The sequence below is a fragment of the Variovorax nivicola genome, assembly GCF_051216475.1.
GTDB lineage: Bacteria > Pseudomonadota > Gammaproteobacteria > Burkholderiales > Burkholderiaceae_C > Variovorax.
Genome location: NZ_JBPJZK010000014.1, coordinates 57,196 through 75,051 on the forward strand (window position 1 = coordinate 57,196; position 17,856 = coordinate 75,051).

Here is a 17,856-nt window from a genome sequence, read left to right on the forward strand (position 1 = left end):
GCGAATAGCCTGCGGACTCTTGCGATCGACGATCGCGATTGCGGAGTGTCCATGCCGTCCCTGAAATCGAAAACCCTCTTCATCACCGGCGCCAGCCGTGGCATCGGCAAGGCCATTGCCCTGAGGGCCGCGCGCGATGGCGCCAACATCGTGGTTGCGGCCAAGACGGCGACGGCCGACCCCCGCCTGCCCGGCACGATCCACAGCGCAGCCGAAGAAATCGTCGCCGCTGGCGGACAGGCCCTCGCGGTGGTGGTCGACGTGCGGGACGAAGCCCAGGTCCGCAGCGCAGTCAACGCAGCGGTGGAGCGCTTCGGCGGCATCGACATCCTGGTCAACAACGCCAGCGCGATCCACCTCGAGACTGTCGAGCGCACGCCGATGAAGCGCTACGACCTGATGTTCGAGATCAACGCGCGGGGCAGCTACCTGTGCGCGCAAGCCTGCCTGCCGCATCTCGAAAAGGCGGCTAACCCGCACATCCTGACCCTGTCGCCGCCGCTCGACATGAACCCCAAGTGGTTCGCGCGCCACGCGGCCTACACCACCTCGAAGTACGCGATGAGCATGCTCAGCCGCGGCCTGGCCGAAGAGCTGCGCGGGCGCGGCATCGCGAGCAATTCGCTGTGGCCGCGCACCGTCATTGCCACCAGCGCCCTGCGCATCGCGGCGCCCGACGTGGCGGGACAGGCGCGCCTGCCAACCATCATGGCGGACGCTGCGTGGCACATCCTGATCCGGCCGAGCCGCGAGCTCACAGGCCAACTGCTGACCGACGAGCAGGTGCTGCGCGATGCCGGCGTCACCGACTTCGAGCCCTACCTGGTAACACCGGGCGTCGAGCCGCTGATCGACTTTTTCGTGGAACCGTGACCAGGCCACCGTGCCGCCCCAAGGAGACCATCGCATGCAAGCAGCCGACGCCGAACGCGCAAGCATCGCCCGCATTTCGCTCGCAGACGTCGTGCGGCGCAGCGCGAGGCGAGATCCGGACAAGATCGCAGTCATCCAGGGTGATCGACGGATCACGTTCGCGGCGCTCGATGCCGCGAGCGAGCGCGTAGGCGAGGCACTGCGCGACCACGACTTCGCCGACCGCCGCATCGCGACGATGTGCGTCAACTCGATCGAGCACCTCGCGGCCATCCAGGCCATCCACAAGTCGGGCAACGTCTGGGTGCCGGTCAACGTCCAGCTCGATGCGGCCTCCATCGAGCATGTGCTGAGCCACGCCGAAGCCAGCGCGGTTTTCATCGACGCAGCGCTGTTCGAAGTGGCGGCACTGCGCACACTGGTGGAGCGCCTGGGCCTGTTGACGGTGGTGATCGGCGCACAACACCAGGCCACCGCCGGCACGCTGCATTTCGACGCGCTGGCATCGCGCCCGCCAGCGCAGCCGCTGTCCATCGCCCGTGGCGACGATGACCTCGCACTCATCATGTACACCAGCGGCACCACGGGAAAGCAGAAGGGCGTGATGCATTCCCATCGCTCGGTCCATGGCGCGCTGCTGAGCTGCGCGCAAAGCTTCGAGGCCACCGAACGCGATGTCGTCGTCTCGGTGCTGCCGCTGTTTCACTGCGCCCAGCACGCCATCAGCACCGGCGCATTGATGGTCGGCGCAACGCTGTGGCTCGCCAACGGCTTCGATCCCGCGGCCATGCTGGCGGCCATCGGGCGCGAACGCATCACCTGGCTGTCGTGCCTGCCGATGATGTTCGATGCGCTGATGAAGCACCCCCAGCGTCCGCAAACCGACTTCTCGTCGCTGCGCCTGTGCATGTACGGCCTGGCGCCGATGCCGAAGAACCTGCTCGCGGACATCCGGCGCGACATGTGCGCCGACGTGCGCCTGGGCACCGGCCAGACAGAGATGTACCCGCCGACCATGGTCTACCGCGCAAGCGACCATCCCGACAAGGACGGCAACTGCTGGGGCGTGTCGGTGGCGGGGGTGGAGACCGCCGTCATGGACGACGACGGCCGGCTGCTCGGGCCGGGCCAGGTCGGCGAGATCGTCCATCGCGGGCCCAACGTCTTTCTCGGCTACCTCAAGGACCCGGAGGCCACCGCCGCGGCTCGCCGCTTCGGGTGGCACCACACCGGCGACATCGGCATGTTCGACGCCGACGGGCACATGCTGTTTCTCGACCGCAAGAAGGACATGATCAAGACCGGCGGCGAGAACGTTTCCAGCGTCAAGCTGGAGGCCGTGCTGCTCGCCCACCCCGCTGTCGGTGCCGCGGCGGTGGTGGGCCTGCCGCATCCGCATTGGGGCGAGGCGGTTGCTGCGTTCGTGGTCTTGCGTCGCAATGACGGCTCGTGCAGCGAAGATGAACTGCTGTCGTTCTGCAAAGAGCGCCTCGGCCGGTTCGAGGTGCCCAAGTCGATCCGCTTCGTCGACGGGATGCCGATGACGCCGACGGGCAAGATCCAGAAATTTCAGCTGCGCACGGCCCACTTGGCGCTCTTCGAGTCCGGGGAGGGATAGGCGCAAGGCTCAAGGCAAGCTGAACGCCATGAGTTCCCCGGTCGACTCCCCACCCATGCCGCCCGGCAGAAACAGGCCGCCACCGACATAGAGATGTTTGCCATCGGTGGCAGCACCGGCGGCATGGCGGCCTCGCGGCATTGGCGCAAGCGTTCGCCAGGTGTTGGTCTTCGGATCGAATCCTTCGTTCTCCGCAAAGGTTCTTTTCTCCTGCGGGAATTCACCACCCAGCACAACCGCAAGGCCCTTGTAGTAGGCATAGGCCAGACCACTGCGCGCAGTGGGCAGCGGTGGCGCCGAAGTCCAGGTGTTGCTGGCCGGATCGTAAATATCGTGCAGGTCGGTTCGATCGCCTGGGTTGGTAAAACGACCACCAATGACATGGATCTTGCCGTCGGCGGCAATCACCGCTGCGTGATCCCGGGCCTTAGGCAACGGCGCAAGTGCCGTCCATGTGTTTGCGACCGGATCGTAGACCTCGTTGGTGGTGACCGTGGCGTTGGCCGGATTGCGCCCCCCAATGGCATAGACCTTGCCGTCGAGCACGGCCACGCCCACGGAACCGCGGCCGGCGCTCATCGGGGCGAGCGTTCGCCATGTATCTGCGGCCGGGTCGTATTCGAATACCGCCGCCTGCCCGTCCTTGTGCACCACGCCGACAAAACCACCGACGGTGATGATTTTTCCGTTCACCACCGCGACACCGAGATGGTCGAGCGCGCGAGGCATGGACTGACGCACGCTCCAGGTATCGGCCGCGATGTCGTACGCCTCATTGCGAGCCACCGAGGTGCCGTCGATCATCCCTCCCAGCGCGTAGATCTTGCCGCCGACCACGGCAAGCGATAGCTCGGCACGGGGCGTGATCATCGGCGCCTTCTGAATCCAGGTGCCGGCAACCGGGGCCGTCTGGCAATGTCCACTCGAGGCGGCGGCGCCGAGCACGAGGGCCAGGGCGCGCACGACAAGGCATCTGAAGATCTGCATGGAAGCTTCCTGTTCGATTCACTGGCCCAACCCGAAGAAGGTCCGGCCGCAGGATGACAGAGCAATGTCGACATTGGCAATTCTCATGTTCATCTATCGGACAAGACCATGGTTTCAAAGGGCCGGTGCCAGAACAATCCGTACTTGTGCAGCAACGGATTGGTTGCCCCGTTTGTTGGAGCACAGAACGCCAACCCAGCCCCTGGAAAACCATGTTCTTCTACTTTCCCGAAAACTACCGCTGGTCTCTTGCCGTGCTTCGCGCCATCGCCGCGGGCGGACTGTTTGGCGAAATCGACTGGGCCTGCTCCCGCCTGAAAGACGCGGCGCGGGTGCAGCCTTCCGGCGACGTGGAGGCCTGGCATCGCGCGTGGGGAGAACTTGGGCGCCAGCTGGAGCAGTCGGCGGCCGACGCCCTGTCGCGCGGCCATCGCGTCAGCGCCAGCGATTTCTCCCTGCGCGCCTCGGTCTACCACCAGTGGGCCGAAGGGCTGCTGGACCCTGACGACCCCCGCGCCGAACTTTCCTACGCCAAGCACCTGTCGTGCTTCGAGACCTTCGCGCGGCACCGCGACCCCGCCATCGAGCTGGTCGACATTCCTTTCGAGGGCAGCGTGATCCCGGCCTACCTGGTGCCCGCCGTGGGCCGCAGCGGCCCGGGGCCGGTGGCGCTCCTGTCGGATGGGCTGGACGCAAACAAGGAAGAGATGTTCTACGTGGCGTTGAATCTCGCGCGGCGCGGAATCACCACCCTCGCCTTCGACGGGCCGGGCCAGGGCTCGGCGCTGCGCGTGCATGGCCTGACCGCCCGCCACGATTTCGAGAAACCGGTGACGGCCTGCGTCGACTGGCTCGTGCAGCGTCAGGACGTCGACCCCACACGCATCGGCATGGTGGCGGCCAGTTGGGGCGGCTACTACGCACCGCGCGCCGTCGCGTTCGAAAAGCGCATCAAGGCCTGCGCGGTAATGGGCGCGGTCTTCGACACCCATGCCTGCATGGTCCGGCGCGTCGGCTACGTGCCGGGCCAGGGCGCCACGCAGCTGGGCAACAGCGCACCGCTGGGCACCACCGGCAAGCAGATCCTGCGAATCCTCGGCGTGCCTGACTGGGAAAGCGCGTTCCGCAAGCTGGAGGATTTCCGCCTCGAAGGCGTGGCCAGCCGCATCGACTGCGACCTGTTCATCGTGCACGGCGCCAACGACCGCCATGCGCCGCCTTCGGAAGCGCAGCGCCTGCTGGAGGCAGTGAGTTCGCGCCACAAGCAGTTGCGCGTGTTCACCGAAGAAGAAGGCGGTGCAGCCCACGTCAACCTCGACCGGCCTGAGCCCGCGCTGAGCCTGGTCTGCGACTGGATGGCCGAACGCCTGCAGGAGACGACACCCCATGACCACGCCTGAATCTTCCTGGATCGGTTGCGATGTGCAGGGCGACGTGGCCACCATCCGGCTGCAGCGCCCGGAGGCCGGCAACCGGCTCACCAACGCCATGGCGCTGGCACTGGCCGAAGCGCTGGATGCCGCGCGCGACAGCCGGGTGATCGTGCTGCGCGCCGAAGGCGCCGACTTCTGCCTGGGCCGCGAAATGGCGCCGCCGCCGCCCGGCGCGGGGGTCAACGCGGCCGACGTACTGCGCGAGGACGCGGGGCCGATCCAGGCGCTCTACGAGGCGTTCGGCCGCTGCCGCTCGCCGGTGGTGGGGATGGTGGCGGGCCGGGTGTGGGGCATCGGAACGGTGCTGGCCGCGCGCTGCGACCTCACGCTGTGCGAGGAAGACAGCAGCTTCGCGCTGCGCGAACTCGAACGCGGCATTCCGCCCTGCATCGCCATGGCACCGCTGCTGGACCGGATGCCGGCCAAGGCGCTGGCGCACCTCGTCTTTGGCGCGGAGCCCATCGGCGCGCGCGAGGCGCTGGCCGCGGGAATCGTGGGCCGGGTCGTCGAGAGCGGCCGGCTGCAGGCCGAGGGCGATGCCTTGGTGCAGCGCCTTCTTTCCTTCCCGGTGCCGGCCGTGCAGGCGGTGAAGCAGTTCCTGGCGACCGCGCCGCGCCACCACGAACCCAATGCTGTGCTTTACGGGGCGGGCCTGCTGGCCAACGTGCTGGGCTCGCGCTGAGCGGCAGCGCCGGTGCGGCGCGGCGCGGCGCGGCGCGGCGCGGCGCGGCAAGGAAAACAAAAAAGGAGACATCACCATGCGACTTTCATTTCTTGCGCCCCTCGTGGCCGCCTTCGCGCTGGCGGGCGCATGTGCGCCCGCCGTATCCGCCACCTACCCGGAAAAGCCGATCCGCATCCTTGTCGGCTTTCCGGCCGGAAGCACCGGGGACCTGATCGTGCGCATCCTCGGGCCGCGCATGGGGCAGGCCCTGGGCCAGCCCGTCATCGTCGAGAACCGGCCGGGCGCGGGCAGCAGCATCGCCGCCGAAGCCGTGGCCCATGCCGCGCCGGACGGCCACACGCTGCTGCTGAGCACCACCGCGAATGTCATCAACCCCAGCCTGTATCCGAATCTCCGCTTCAGTTTCGTCAAGGACCTGACGCCGGTGACGCTGCTCGCCGAGGCGCCCGCGCTGCTGATCGCGCGCGCCGACCTGCCCGCCCGCACGGTCAAGGAGCTGGTCGCCGCGGCATCCGAAGCGCCCGGCAAGTTCAGCTACGGCTCTTCGGGCAATGGCACCTTCACGCACCTCTATGGCGAGCTGTTCAACCAGTCGGCCCAGGTGCGCCTGACGCACGTGCCCTACAAGGGGGGCGCCCAGGCACTGACCGACGTCATGGCCGGCCGGGTGGACCTGGCCTTCACGCCGGCAGCGCCGGTGATGGCGCAGGTCACCGCCGAAAAGGTCAAGGCGCTGGCGGTCATCGGCCGGCATCGACTTGCCGCCCTGCCGCTGGTGCCGACCTTTGCAGAAGCCGGCATCGCCGGCTTCGACTCGGCACTCTGGTTCGGCCTGCATGCGCCCGCGGGCACGCCGGGCGCGGTCGTCGAGCGGCTGTCCACCGAACTGCAGAAGGTGCTTGCCGACCCCGAAGTCCGCCGGCAGCTGAGCGACCAGACCGTCGAGGCCGTCGCCAGCACGCCGGCCCAGTTCGCGAGCACCATCGCGAGCGAATCGTCGAAGTGGTCCAAGGTGATCGGCACCGCGGGCATCAAGATCGACTGACGCAGCACGCCCGCACGGGCAAAGGAGAACGCACATGACTCTGGGCCACGAAATCCGGGGCAGCGGCCCCCAGCGGGTGATGGTCCTGCACGGCTGGTTCGGCGACCACGGCATATGGGCGCCGACCTATCCACTGCTGGACGAAGAGGCCTTCACGTATGCCTTTCCCGACTACCGCGGCTACGGCGCCTCCCGTGCCATCGGGGGCGAGCACACGATCGCGGAGATCGCCGCCGACAGCCTCGAGCTCGCCGACCGACTGGGGTGGGAGCGCTTCAGCCTGCTCGGCCACTCCATGGGCGGCATGGTGGCGCAGCGAGTGGCAATCGATGCGCCCGACCGCATACAGGCCGCCGTGTGCGTGACGCCGGTGCCGGCTTCCGGCGTGCCGCTGCCTGCAGAGGTCGCGGCGCTGTTCGCATCGGCGGCCAGGAGCGACGAGGCGGCGCTCGGCGTGATCGAGACCTCGCTGGGCTCGCGCCTGACGCCTGCACTGGCCCGCTCGATCCTGGCCCACCAGCGCGGCACGTCCGAGCCCGCCGCCTTCGAGGACTACTTCGGCGCATTCTCGAAAACCGATTTCTCCGACAGGGCCGCGGGGCTGCGCGCGCCGCTGATGGTGCTGGTGGGCGAGCACGACGGGGGCGTGTCTTCCGACTTCGTGCAAGCCACCTTCCCCCGCATGTACCCGCACGCGCAGATCGAGACGCTGCCGAATGCCGGCCACTACCCGATGCTCGAAACGCCGGCGTACCTCGTGACGCGGGTCGAAGCCTTCCTGCGGCAGCACGACGGCGACTGAAGAAGCCGCCAGCCGCTTCAGGTCTTGCGCTTGCGCAGCAGCACTTCCACCGACTGCGTGGCACTGCGCAGCATCTCGGCCACCTGCTCGATGCGCCGCTGGCTCAGCCGCTGCGACAGGGCGGCAACGCTCAGCGCGCCCACGGCCTGCCCCATCGAATCCCTGAAGGGCACGCCGACCGCCTTGACGCCCAGGCTCACGCGGTTCTGGATCACCGCGGCGCCCATGGCGCGCGTCTGCACACAGGCCTGCGCCAGATCCTGCGGCGACAACTTTCCGAAGGCCGCCAGGCTCGGCCCCACCCTTTCGATGATGTGGGCCCGCTCTTCGTCGTCGATGGCCGACAGGATCGCGAGCCCGCCGGCGCCCACGCCCAGCGGGCGCCGGCTGCCGACCTCGAGCACCAGCGCGCGGACGGGAAAGGCCCCCTCGCGGCGGTGCATGCAGACCGCATCGAAGCTGCTGCGCACGACCAGGTAGACGGTGTCGCCCGTCTCCTGCGCCAGCGTGCCCATCGCAGGGTCGCACAGGTCGCGGATGTCGTGCATGGTCGAGCCGGCCACGCCCAGTTCGAATGCCAGCGGGCCGAGCTTGTAGCGCCGGAGCTCATCGTTGAAGACCGCCAGTCGTTCCGCGGCCAGCTGCCCCAGGATGCGATGCACCGATGGATGCGGGATCTGCGATTTCTCGGACAGCTCGGTCAGCGCCAACCCGCGGGGGCCGGCGGTGGCCAGCAATTTGAGAATCACCACGCCTCGTTTCAGCGAGCCTGCATCGGAGGGCGTTTTCATGTTCGATTGATGGACAAACGACTGGTTGGAAGCGAGTCATTAGAAAACAATTCCCGCTGGAGCCATAGCGGCGCCCCGTCTATCGGACACCACTCTTGCCGAACGGCGGGGCGAGCGACGGAACCCAACGATCAAGGGCAGTCATGAAAAAGCACAGGGCGCTTTGCGGGAGGTTTCGATGAGCACGATGCAGGAATGCGCTCTTGCGCTGAAAGACAGGGTCGCCGTCGTCACCGGCGGCAGCAGCGGCATCGGCGCCGCCTGCGTGCGCGCACTGGCGGACGCGGGGGCGACGGTGGTCATCGGCTACAACGAAGGCGCGGAGCGCGCGCAGGCACTGCGCGCGGAGTTGCCGGGCGAGGGCCACAGCACGCTGCGGATTCCGCTGACCGACAGCGCGGCGCACGCCGCCATGGCGGACACCCTGCATCGCAGCTTCGGCCGCGTCGACGTGCTCGTGAACTCGGCCGGCTTCACACAGCGCATTGCGCACGGCGACCTGGATGCGCTGGCACCGGCACTGTTCGACGAAATACTCGCAGCCAACGTCGGCGGCCCGTATGCCATCACGCGCGCGCTCATGCCGCTGTTGAGTGCGTCCACCGATGCAGCCGTGGTCAACGTGTCTTCCGTGTCCGCATTCACGGGCCTGGGCAGCAACATCGCCTATTGCGCCGCCAAGGCCGCGCTCGACACCATGACCGTGTCGATGGCAAGAGCCTTCGGCCCCGTGCGCTTCGTCAGCGTTTCGCCCGCGGCGGTCGACACCGATTTCGTCCGCGGCCGCAACCGCGACGACCTGCTGAAGAAGGCCGCCGCCACGCCGCTAGGGCGCATCGTCACACCGCATGACGTGGCGCTCGCCGTGCTGGCCTGCGTGACGCATCTGCGCACGGCCACGGGCACGCGGATCGTCATCGACGGAGGGCACAGCCTGTGACCGCCGGGCCCGACGCGACCACCCGCATGCTCGTGGAGCAACGCACCTACACAACCCATCCCGGCCAGTGGCGGGCCTACCTGTCGCTGTACGAAGCCAAGGGCCTGGCGATACAGCGCCGCATCCTCGGCCGCATGGTCGGCTACTACCGCACCGAAACCGGCCCGCTCAACCAGGTGATCCACATGTGGGCCTACGTGGACATGAACGAGCGCGCCGAGCGGCGGGAGCTCCTGATGGCCGACCCGGCATGGAAGGCCTACGTGGTGGAAATGCTTCCGCTGCTGCAGAGCCAGGAATCGAAGATCCTGCTTCCCGCGCCCTTCTTCACGCCCCGGTGGCAGGACTGACGACCGCATCGATCCGGAACAAAGGATGGAGACACCATGACAACGCTCGACTACCAGAGCGGATTCGGCAACCAGTTCGCCAGTGAGGCGCTTCCGGGCGCCCTGCCCGTCGGGCACAACTCGCCGCAGCAGGCGCCGCTGGGCCTGTATGCAGAGCTGCTGTCCGGCACGGCCTTCACGGCGCCGCGCGACCACAACCGGCGCACCTGGATGTACAGAAGGCGCCCCAGCGCCATGCATGAAGCCTTCGCGCGCATCGACGACGGCAACTGGCGCAGCGGACCATTCACCGAGGCGGAAACGCCGGCCAACCGGCTGCGCTGGAACCCATGGCCGATGCCGGCCGGGGACTCGGACTTCGTCGACGGCATGCTGACCATCGCCGGCAACGGCGACCCGCACGCGCAGACCGGCTCGGCAGTGCATGTCTATCGCGCGAACCGTTCGATGGACGGGCGCTACCTCGCGAACTCCGACGGCGAACTGCTGATCGTGCCGCAGCATGGCGCGCTGCTGCTCCATACCGAGCTGGGCCGCCTGCACGTCGCGCCCGGCGAGATCGCGCTGGTGCCGCGGGGCATGCGGTTTCGCGTCGCGCTGCACGAGGGTGAGGGCGATGGCGAGGCGCGAGGCTATGTCTGCGAGAACTATGGTGCGCCCTTTCGCCTGCCGGAGCTGGGGCCGATCGGATCGAACGGGCTGGCCAATGCACGCGACTTCCTGGCGCCCGTCGCGGCTTTCGAAGAAGACGCCGGCCCCGTGCGCATCGTCAACAAGTTCATGGGCCACCTCTGGGAAGGCAAGCAGGCCGGCACGCCGCTGAACGTGGTCGCGTGGCACGGCAACCTGACGCCCTGCAAGTACGACCTGGCGCGGTTCATGGCCATCGGCACGATCAGCTTCGACCACCCCGACCCGTCGATCTACACGGTGCTGACTTCCGGCACCGACACGCCCGGCGTTGCCAACTGCGACTTCGTGATCTTCCCGCCGCGCTGGCTGGTGGCGGAAGACACCTTCCGCCCGCCCTGGTTCCACCGCAATGTGATGAGCGAACTGATGGGACTGGTGCGCGGCGTGTACGACGCGAAGGCCGAGGGCTTCGTGCCCGGCGGCGTGAGCCTGCACAACTGCATGCTGCCGCACGGGCCCGACGCCGCCACCTTCGAACGGGCAAGCACCGCCGAACTCAAGCCGCACCGCCTCGACAACACGCTGGCCTTCATGTTCGAGAGCCGCCACGTGTTCCGGCCCACGGCGCAAGCGCTTGGCGCCGCCAATCTGCAGCCGGACTACGACGCGGTATGGCACGGGTTCAGGGCTGCCAAGGCCTGACGAAAAGAGACAACGACCATGACGGCTTTCACCCGGCGCGACTTCGTCTTCGCCACCGCCTCCGCACTCGCGCTGCAGCCTCCGGCTCGCGCACAGAACGACTACCCCAGCCACCCGATACAGCTGTGCCACGGGTTCGGCGCGGGCGGCAACGCCGATGTCGTCTCGCGCCTGCTCGCCCAGAAGATGCAGGAGACGCTGAAGCAGCCCGTGGTCGTCGAGATCAAGAGCGGCGCGGGCGGGCTGATCGCCACCGACTTCGTGGCCAAGGCCCGGCCCGATGGCTACAACATCGTCATGCTCACCGGCGCGCACACGGTGTCGGCTGCGCTGCGCAAGACGCTGCCCTACGAGCCGGTGAAGGACTTCGCATTCGTCTCGACCGTGACGAGCTTTCCCTTCGTCATTGCCGTGCGCGCGGAGCATCCGGCCAGGAATCTCGCGGAACTGCTCGCCACGGCGCGCCAGGCGCCGGAGCGGGTCACCTTTACTTCGGTGGGCGTGGGCTCGACACAGCACATGGTCGGAGAACTGCTGGGCGTCAGCGCCGGCGTCAGGTTGCTGCACGTGCCCTATCGCGGCGGCGGTGCACCAGTGCAGGCGGTGATCGCCGGCGACGTCGACATCCTGGCGGACACGCTGACCGTTGCAACGCCGCACATCCAGTCGGGCCGGCTGCGCGCGCTGGCGGTCACCAGCGCGCAACCCTGGCCGTCGATGCCGGAGGTGCCTGCCGTCGCGAGCGTGCTGAAGGGCTTCGAGATCCGCTCCTGGCTGGGACTCGCGGCGCCCGGCGGCACGCCGCCGCAGGTGATCGAACGTCTCGATCGCAGCGTGCGCGCGGCGCTCGGCGACCCGGCTGTCAAGGCAACGCTGGCATCACTGGGCAGCGAACCCGCGCCCTCTTCGTCCGTTGAGATGAAGTCGATGATCGAGCGCGAGATCAAGCGCTGGAGCGAGGTCGTCGCCCAGGCCGGTATTCCCCGGCAGTGAGCGCCGATGCCGATCGGGTAACCGCTACAGGATGTCGCCCTCCCGCCGAACGCCATCCAGCAGCGTCATACGGAAGATCTCGACCAGCGGCCGCAGATTGACGTTGTGCCAGGCCGCCCATAACGGCGTCCTGTAGGTGAACCACGGCAGCTCGCGCAGCACCACGCCGGCCGGCGCATGGCGCCGCAGGCTGCTCTGCACCATGGCCACGCCAAGGCCCGCCGCCACCAGGCCCAGCGCAGTCAGTGGCTCGGCGGCCTCCATCGAGATGTTCGGCGTGAAGCCCGCCTTGGCGCACGCAGCGATGAAGCCGTCGTGCGTGAGCGCGCTCTCCTTTTGCTGCACCGCGATCCACTCCAGTTTCCCCAGCGCGGTCGGCGTCAGCTTGGTGACCGAAGCGAGCGGATGCGACTCGGGCAGCGCCAGCAGCATCGGGTCGCTCAACAGCAGCGCGCCCTTCAGGTCGGGATCGTTCGCCAGCGGCGGCTCGCACACCAGCGCGATGTCCAGGCTGCGCTGCCGCAACCCCTCGAGCTGGTCCACCGACTGCTGGTTGTAGAGCGCGATGTGCACCGCGGGCCGCGTGGCGCGCAGGGCTCGAAGGGCATCGGACAGCACGCCGGAGTGCATGGCGTTCTCGATGTAGCCGATACACAGGCCGCCTTCGTCGCCGCGGCCCAGCCGGCGCGCCAGCGACTCCAGGCGGTTGGCGTGCGTCAGCAGCGCGCGCGCCTCCGCAAGGAAGGTGCGGCCATCGGCCGTCAGGCGGATGCGCTGCTGGCTGCGTTCGAACAGCGTGAGGCCGAGCCGCTCTTCCAGCTGCGCGATCTGGCGGCTCAGCGGCGATTGCGAGATGTGCAGCCGCTCGGCGGCACGGCCGACATGCTCGTCTTCCGCGACGGCGACGAAATAGTGAAGTTGGCGGATGTCCAGCATTTAAGACCTGTCAAGACTCAAGTTTCACCAATTATGTCTTGGACAGACTCAACCCCGAAACCTACAGTGAAGCCATCCGATAACCAACAAGGACTTTCTTTCATGAGCATCAAGGACAAACTCCCCGGCCTGCTGGGCTTTGGAACCGCCCCACTGGGCAACATGTTCCGCAACATCCCCGAGGCGGAAGCCCTGGCCACGGTCGACGCGGCCTGGGCGCACGGCATCCGCTATTTCGACACGGCCCCGTTCTATGGCGCGGGGCTGGCCGAGATCCGCCTGGGCGCGGCGCTGGCGAAGCACCGGCGCGACGACTACGTGCTGAGCACCAAGGTCGGCCGCCTCGTGCTGGACGAAACCGAAGAAACGGCCACACGCGACCTGGGCGAAAAAGGTGGGCTCTTCGAGTTCGGTCGGCCCAACAAGCTGGTCAACGACTATTCGGCGGACGCAACCCTGCGCTCGATCGAGGACAGCCTCCAACGGCTGAAGACCGATCGTCTGGACATCGTCTGGGTGCACGACATCGCCCAGGACTTCTACGGCGACGAATGGCTCGCGCAGTTCGAAGTCGCCCGCAAAGGCGCGTTTCGCGTGCTGACCCGCCTGCGCGAAGAAGGCGTGATCAAGGCCTGGGGCCTGGGTGTCAACCGCGTGGAACCGTGCGAGCTGACGCTGGACCTGAGCGAGGCAAAACCCGACGGCTTCCTGCTGGCCGGCCGCTACACCCTGCTGGACCACGAGCGGGCCCTGCAACGCCTGATGCCCGCGGCCGCCAAGCAGAACGTGGACATCGTGGTGGGCGGCCCGTACAGCTCCGGCATCCTGGCTGGCGGCACGCACTTCGAGTACCAGAAGGCATCACCGGAAATCATCGCCAAGGTCGAGCGCATCAAGGCCGTAGCGCAACGCCACGAGGTCGGCATCAAGTCCGCCGCGCTGCAATTCTCGCTGGCCAATCCGGCAGTGGCGGCCGTGATTCCCGGTGCGAGCCGCCCCGAGCGCATCGCGGAAGATCAGGCCGCGCTGGCTGCGGTGATTCCGGCGGCGTTCTGGGATGAGATGCGCGAGCAGAAGCTCATCGCAGCCGATGCGCCGGTTCCGGCGGGCCGCAAGGAAAAATAAGACGGATCGAAAGCGCGGAGAGAGCCGGCTCTCTCAGGCAGCCACCGCCATGCGGCCGCGCGCCATGCCCAGCCGCGCGGGCGAGACGTACTGCTCGCGGTAGATCTCGAAGGGCATGGTGTCGGCCGCCTCGATGCGCTTCTGCTCCTGAATCGACTCGGCCGTCATCTGCTCGAACTCGGCCTGTTGCGCGGCCGAGAACGGCAGGCCCAGCAGCGCGGCACGGGTCTGCTCCGATTGGGCTCGCACGAAGCCGATGAAGGAGTTGCCGTGGTCCTTCTCGATGGCCGCGAGCACGCGGGCCGAGGGCAGGCTGTCGGGGTTCTGCAGCGCGGCCCTGGCGGCGCGCACCGCGTCGGCATGCGCCGTGGTGCCGCCCTGCGCCGCGTCGAGCGCTGCGGCAATGGGCAGGCACTGCTCGACCAGCTCCAGGCCCCACTCGGCCAGTGCCACTTCGCGCCCGTCGCGCTGCAGCTTCAGGCCCGGCTCGCGACCGCGCGCGGCCGTGAGGTGCTGGTTGTGCGCGAGGTCGGCAATTTCCTGCGGCGTGTCGTCGGGACTGTCGCTCAGCAGGCAGTGCAGCAGGAACACGTCGATGAAGCGCATGGTCTGCGCGTTGATGCCGACAGTCTCGAAGGGGTCGAGGTCCATCAGGCGCACTTCGACGTACTCCACGCCGCGCTCGCGCAGCGCATGCAGCGGGCGCTCGCCGGGGTTGATCACGCGCTTGGGGCGGATGGTGCCGTAGAACTCGTTCTCGATCTGCAGCAGGCTGGTGCCCAGCTGGTTGTAGTCGCCGCCGAGGTTGCGGATGCCGATGGATTCGTACGCCGGCCACGGGCGCGTGAGCGCGTCCTGCAGCGAAGCGCCGTAGCCGTCGAGGCTGTTGTAGCTCACGGCCAGCGAGGCCTGCGCGTCGCTCTGGTAGCCCAGGCGGCCCATGCGCAGCGAGGTGCCGTGCGGCATGAACATGCTGCCGTCGCCCAGCGGCTGCAACTCGTGCGGGCGGCCCGCAACAAAGCTCGAACACAAGGCCGGCGAAGCGCCGAACAGGTACAGCAACAGGAAGGCCTGACGGCGGAAATTGCGGATCAGCGCGAAGTACTGTTCGCTCGACACGTCGGGCAGCGACCAGTTGTAGTGAATGCCCGAGATGGTCTGCATGCGGCGGCCATAGCGGTGGCTCAGGCCCATGCGGTAGACGCTCTTGGCACGGCCCACGTTCGACGAGCCATAGCGGCCGATCGGAATGGTCTCGTCGGTCGGCAGGCCGCAGGGCATGCTCGACACCCACAGGCGCTCGTCGCCCAGGCCGTCGAGCACGCGGTAGGTGAACTGGTGCACCCGCGTGAGTTCTTCAAGCGCCGATTCGACGTTCGCGTGCACGCCCGTGATGAGTTCGAGCTGCGATTCGCTGAAGTCGGTCGTGATGTGCGGATGCGTGAGCGCGGAGCCCAGGGCCACGGGATGCGGCGTCAGCGCGAGCTTGCCGTCCGGCAGCGCGCGCAGGCTTTCCTTCTCGATGCCACGTCGCATGCCCTGGAGGCGTGCGGTTGAAATTGCACCCAACCTCTCCTGCAATCTGTTGCTCATATTGTTATGACCCATCAATCTTCTGAGGGGCTGGAAGGTAGCACGGGCACGCGGGCACTGCTTGTGCAGGGAATCCCTAGGCAAGCTATCCTGTCATGCGCTATGTTTTTGATAGCTGTCTGCATAGACGACACGCCAGTGAACGGCCCCGATGGCTCGTGAATTTCAGGCCTTGGCGCGGCCTGCCGACAGATCAATCTCGTCCGACTGGTAGACGTGGATCTCCGGCATGCCGTCGGCCATGGCCGCCAGCGCCTTGCCGAAGGCGCGCGAGGCATCCACGCGGAAGTGCACCTGCAGCGCAGCCATGTCGCTCCAGCGCTCCACGAAGGTCAGGCGCAGCGGATCCTGCACGTCGGTGGTGACTTCATGCGAGATGCAGCCGGGTTCGGTGCGCGAGCGCAGCACATGCTCGGTGCTGATGGCGAGCATGGCCTGCAGGGTGTCGGGCTTTGCCAGGGCGTGTCCGATGACCAGAATCATTTTCTTGTCTCCTTCGACGAGGTTCAGCCGAGCACCCGCAGCAGGAAGCGGTTGAGGTCGGCGATTTCTTCCATGCACACCGAATGCGCCATCGTGTATTCGTGCCACTCGACGGTATAGCCCAAGGCGGCCAGCGCGTCGCGCGAACGCACCGCGGTGGCAAGGGGCACCACGGGGTCTTGCCGGCCATGGGCGAGGAATACGGGCGTTTCGTGGTTGGCCGCGTGGCGTTCGGCGGCCGTGGTGGCCGCGATCGGCAGGTAGCCCGAGAGGCCGACGATGCCGGCCAGCCGTTCGGTATGGCGCAGGCCAGTCATGAGCGCCATCGCGCAGCCTTGCGAGAAGCCGGCCACCACGATGCGGTCGGCGGCGATGCCCCGGGCCTTTTCGTTGGAAATGATCGCCTCGATGGCCGCCTGCGAGCGGCGCAGTCCGGCTTCGTCTTCCTGCGCTGCCAGGTCGGGCAAGGCGATGTCGTACCAGGCCGGCATCTGGTAGCCGCCGTTGATGGTCACGGGCATCACCGGTGCATTGGGGAACACGAAGCGCACCGGGCCAACAGCCGAAAGCTCGAGTTCGTTGGCAATGGGCACGAAGTCGTTGCCGTCGGCGCCGAGGCCGTGCATCACGATCACCGTGGCGGTGGGGTTGGGGGCGGTTTCGATCTCGATGGGAGGACGGGACATGGTCGGGCAAAGGTATTCAGGAACGCGGATGACCGCACCTTAGCGCATCCGGGCCCAGCCCAAGCCACGGAAACGGCCGGTTGGCTGACTTGCACATCGTTGCGATGTGCCACCGTGCGGTTGCCTTGGCAGGCGACTGTTTGACTGTTTGTTATTCGGCCTTGATACCCACGGCCTTCACGATCTGTGCATAGCGCTCGTATTCGGCCGCCACCTGCGTCTGGAACTGGCGCTGCGGATAGCCCGTGGCCTCGATGCCCTGCGCCGCGAGTTCTGCGCGGGCAGCCGGGGCCTGCACGATGCGCCCCGCCTCCGTTGCGATGGCATCCAGCACCAACTGTGGCGTGCGCGCCGGCGCGAACAACCCGAACCACGTGCCCGAGCGGTAGCCCGCGTAGCTTTCGCCCACGGTCGGCACCTCGGGCAGCAGCGCGTGGCGCTTCTCGCCGCTGGTGCCCAGCGCCACCAGCCGGCCGCTGCGGATGTGGGGCAGCGCGGGGCCGACCGCGATGAACATCACGTCGACCTGCCCCGCGATCACGTCCTGCATGCCCAGTGGGCCGCCGCGGTACGGGATGTGCGTGACGTAGATGCCAGCCTTCTGCTTCAGCAGTTCCATGCTGAGCTGCTGCGGGCTGCCATTGCCGGCCGAGGCGTAGTTGATGCGCCCAGGATGGGCCTTGGCCGCGCGCACGAAGTCGGCCACCGTGTGGAAGCCGGTCTTCGGGTTGGCGACCAGCACGAAGTCGATCTGCCCGAGCGACACCATGGGCACCAGGTCGCGCCGGGCGTCGTAGGGCAGGCCGGCCTGGATGTTGGGGAGGATGGTGATGGGGCCGTCCGCGCCCACCAGCAGTGAGTAGCCGTCGGGCTGCGACTTGGCCAGCCCGTCGGCAGCCAGGATGCCGGCCGCGCCGGCGCGGTTGTCGACCACCACCGGCTGCTTCCATTGCTCCGACAGGCGTTGCGCCAGGTAGCGCGCCAGCACGTCGGGCGAGCTGCCTGGCGTGTTCGCAACCGTGATGTGCACGGGCTTCGACGGATAGGCGGCAGTCGCCGGTTGCGCTTGCGCGGCCACGGTCAACGAAGCGCAGGCCCACAGGGCAAGGACAGGCTTGAGCAGCTTCGACACGAGGAAATGGGCACGCATGGCGAACTTTCGGTTGCAGGAGGCAAAGCGC

General features: G+C 67.6%; 18 protein-coding genes. 11 read left to right on the forward strand and 7 right to left on the reverse strand.

What is annotated here, in order from left to right:
- Positions 1-51 precede the first annotated feature (51 nt).
- Both ACSFBF_RS32905 and ACSFBF_RS32910 read left to right on the forward strand, forming a co-directional pair.
- Positions 52-873 carry an SDR family oxidoreductase gene (locus tag ACSFBF_RS32905; protein WP_435474434.1) on the forward strand — a complete coding sequence of 274 codons (822 nt, stop codon included), beginning with the start codon at positions 52-54 and terminating at the stop codon, positions 871-873.
- 34 nt (positions 874-907) lie between these two features.
- Positions 908-2,491 (forward strand): class I adenylate-forming enzyme family protein, encoded by a 1,584-nt coding sequence (locus ACSFBF_RS32910; protein WP_435474436.1) that lies wholly within the window; start codon positions 908-910, stop codon positions 2,489-2,491.
- Between the two features lie 9 nt (positions 2,492-2,500).
- Here the strand turns inward: ACSFBF_RS32910 and ACSFBF_RS32915 are convergent, their stop codons facing one another.
- Complete coding sequence (locus ACSFBF_RS32915) at positions 2,501-3,478, reverse strand: Kelch repeat-containing protein (RefSeq protein WP_435474438.1); 978 nt, start codon at positions 3,476-3,478, stop codon at positions 2,501-2,503.
- A gap of 212 nt (positions 3,479-3,690) precedes the next feature.
- Between ACSFBF_RS32915 and ACSFBF_RS32920 the strand changes: the two genes are divergently transcribed.
- The 4 genes from ACSFBF_RS32920 (at position 3,691) to ACSFBF_RS32935 (ending at position 7,443) form a co-directional block, all read left to right on the forward strand.
- On the forward strand, positions 3,691-4,878 hold the full coding sequence (locus ACSFBF_RS32920; protein WP_435474440.1) for an alpha/beta hydrolase family protein: 1,188 nt from the start codon (positions 3,691-3,693) through the stop codon (positions 4,876-4,878).
- On the forward strand, positions 4,865-5,593 hold the full coding sequence (locus ACSFBF_RS32925; protein WP_435474442.1) for an enoyl-CoA hydratase/isomerase family protein: 729 nt from the start codon (positions 4,865-4,867) through the stop codon (positions 5,591-5,593). The genes ACSFBF_RS32920 and ACSFBF_RS32925 overlap by 14 nt, the downstream gene beginning before the upstream one ends.
- A gap of 76 nt (positions 5,594-5,669) precedes the next feature.
- Complete coding sequence (locus ACSFBF_RS32930; protein ID WP_435474444.1) at positions 5,670-6,641, forward strand: tripartite tricarboxylate transporter substrate binding protein; 972 nt, start codon at positions 5,670-5,672, stop codon at positions 6,639-6,641.
- A 34-nt stretch (positions 6,642-6,675) separates the two neighbouring features.
- Complete coding sequence (locus tag ACSFBF_RS32935) at positions 6,676-7,443, forward strand: alpha/beta fold hydrolase (RefSeq protein ID WP_435474446.1); 768 nt, start codon at positions 6,676-6,678, stop codon at positions 7,441-7,443.
- A 17-nt stretch (positions 7,444-7,460) separates the two neighbouring features.
- On the opposite strand, the gene ACSFBF_RS32940 is transcribed toward ACSFBF_RS32935, so the two are convergent.
- Positions 7,461-8,234, reverse strand: coding sequence for an IclR family transcriptional regulator (locus tag ACSFBF_RS32940; RefSeq protein ID WP_097199562.1), 774 nt, complete (start codon positions 8,232-8,234; stop codon positions 7,461-7,463).
- 178 nt (positions 8,235-8,412) lie between these two features.
- Between ACSFBF_RS32940 and ACSFBF_RS32945 the strand changes: the two genes are divergently transcribed.
- From ACSFBF_RS32945 to ACSFBF_RS32960, 4 genes are read left to right on the forward strand one after another with little or no spacing between them, the layout of a single operon-like run.
- Positions 8,413-9,174, forward strand: a complete 762-nt coding sequence (locus ACSFBF_RS32945; protein WP_435474448.1) for an SDR family NAD(P)-dependent oxidoreductase — start codon at positions 8,413-8,415, stop codon at positions 9,172-9,174.
- On the forward strand, positions 9,171-9,524 hold the full coding sequence (locus tag ACSFBF_RS32950; protein ID WP_435458134.1) for an NIPSNAP family protein: 354 nt from the start codon (positions 9,171-9,173) through the stop codon (positions 9,522-9,524). The genes ACSFBF_RS32945 and ACSFBF_RS32950 overlap by 4 nt, the downstream gene beginning before the upstream one ends.
- Before the next feature lie 36 nt (positions 9,525-9,560).
- Entirely contained in the window at positions 9,561-10,859 is a 1,299-nt protein-coding gene (gene hmgA, locus ACSFBF_RS32955; RefSeq protein ID WP_435474451.1) for a homogentisate 1,2-dioxygenase, read from the forward strand.
- 18 nt (positions 10,860-10,877) lie between these two features.
- On the forward strand, positions 10,878-11,852 hold the full coding sequence (locus ACSFBF_RS32960) for a Bug family tripartite tricarboxylate transporter substrate binding protein (protein ID WP_435474453.1): 975 nt from the start codon (positions 10,878-10,880) through the stop codon (positions 11,850-11,852).
- A 24-nt stretch (positions 11,853-11,876) separates the two neighbouring features.
- On the opposite strand, the gene ACSFBF_RS32965 is transcribed toward ACSFBF_RS32960, so the two are convergent.
- Entirely contained in the window at positions 11,877-12,788 is a 912-nt protein-coding gene (locus ACSFBF_RS32965; RefSeq protein WP_435474455.1) for a LysR family transcriptional regulator, read from the reverse strand.
- A 102-nt stretch (positions 12,789-12,890) separates the two neighbouring features.
- On the opposite strand from ACSFBF_RS32965, the gene ACSFBF_RS32970 reads away from it, so the two are divergent.
- On the forward strand, positions 12,891-13,913 hold the full coding sequence (locus ACSFBF_RS32970) for an aldo/keto reductase (protein ID WP_435474457.1): 1,023 nt from the start codon (positions 12,891-12,893) through the stop codon (positions 13,911-13,913).
- A 33-nt stretch (positions 13,914-13,946) separates the two neighbouring features.
- Here the strand turns inward: ACSFBF_RS32970 and gshA are convergent, their stop codons facing one another.
- The 4 genes from gshA to ACSFBF_RS32990 form a co-directional block, all read right to left on the reverse strand.
- Positions 13,947-15,506, reverse strand: a complete 1,560-nt coding sequence (gshA, locus tag ACSFBF_RS32975; protein ID WP_435474459.1) for a glutamate--cysteine ligase — start codon at positions 15,504-15,506, stop codon at positions 13,947-13,949.
- A gap of 165 nt (positions 15,507-15,671) precedes the next feature.
- Positions 15,672-15,989 (reverse strand): putative quinol monooxygenase, encoded by a 318-nt coding sequence (locus tag ACSFBF_RS32980; protein WP_435474461.1) that lies wholly within the window; start codon positions 15,987-15,989, stop codon positions 15,672-15,674.
- A 23-nt stretch (positions 15,990-16,012) separates the two neighbouring features.
- Positions 16,013-16,675, reverse strand: a complete 663-nt coding sequence (locus tag ACSFBF_RS32985; protein WP_435474463.1) for an alpha/beta hydrolase — start codon at positions 16,673-16,675, stop codon at positions 16,013-16,015.
- Between the two features lie 151 nt (positions 16,676-16,826).
- Positions 16,827-17,825: a Bug family tripartite tricarboxylate transporter substrate binding protein gene (locus tag ACSFBF_RS32990; RefSeq protein ID WP_435474465.1), complete on the reverse strand. Its 999-nt coding sequence runs from the start codon at positions 17,823-17,825 to the stop codon at positions 16,827-16,829.
- Positions 17,826-17,856 lie beyond the last annotated feature (31 nt).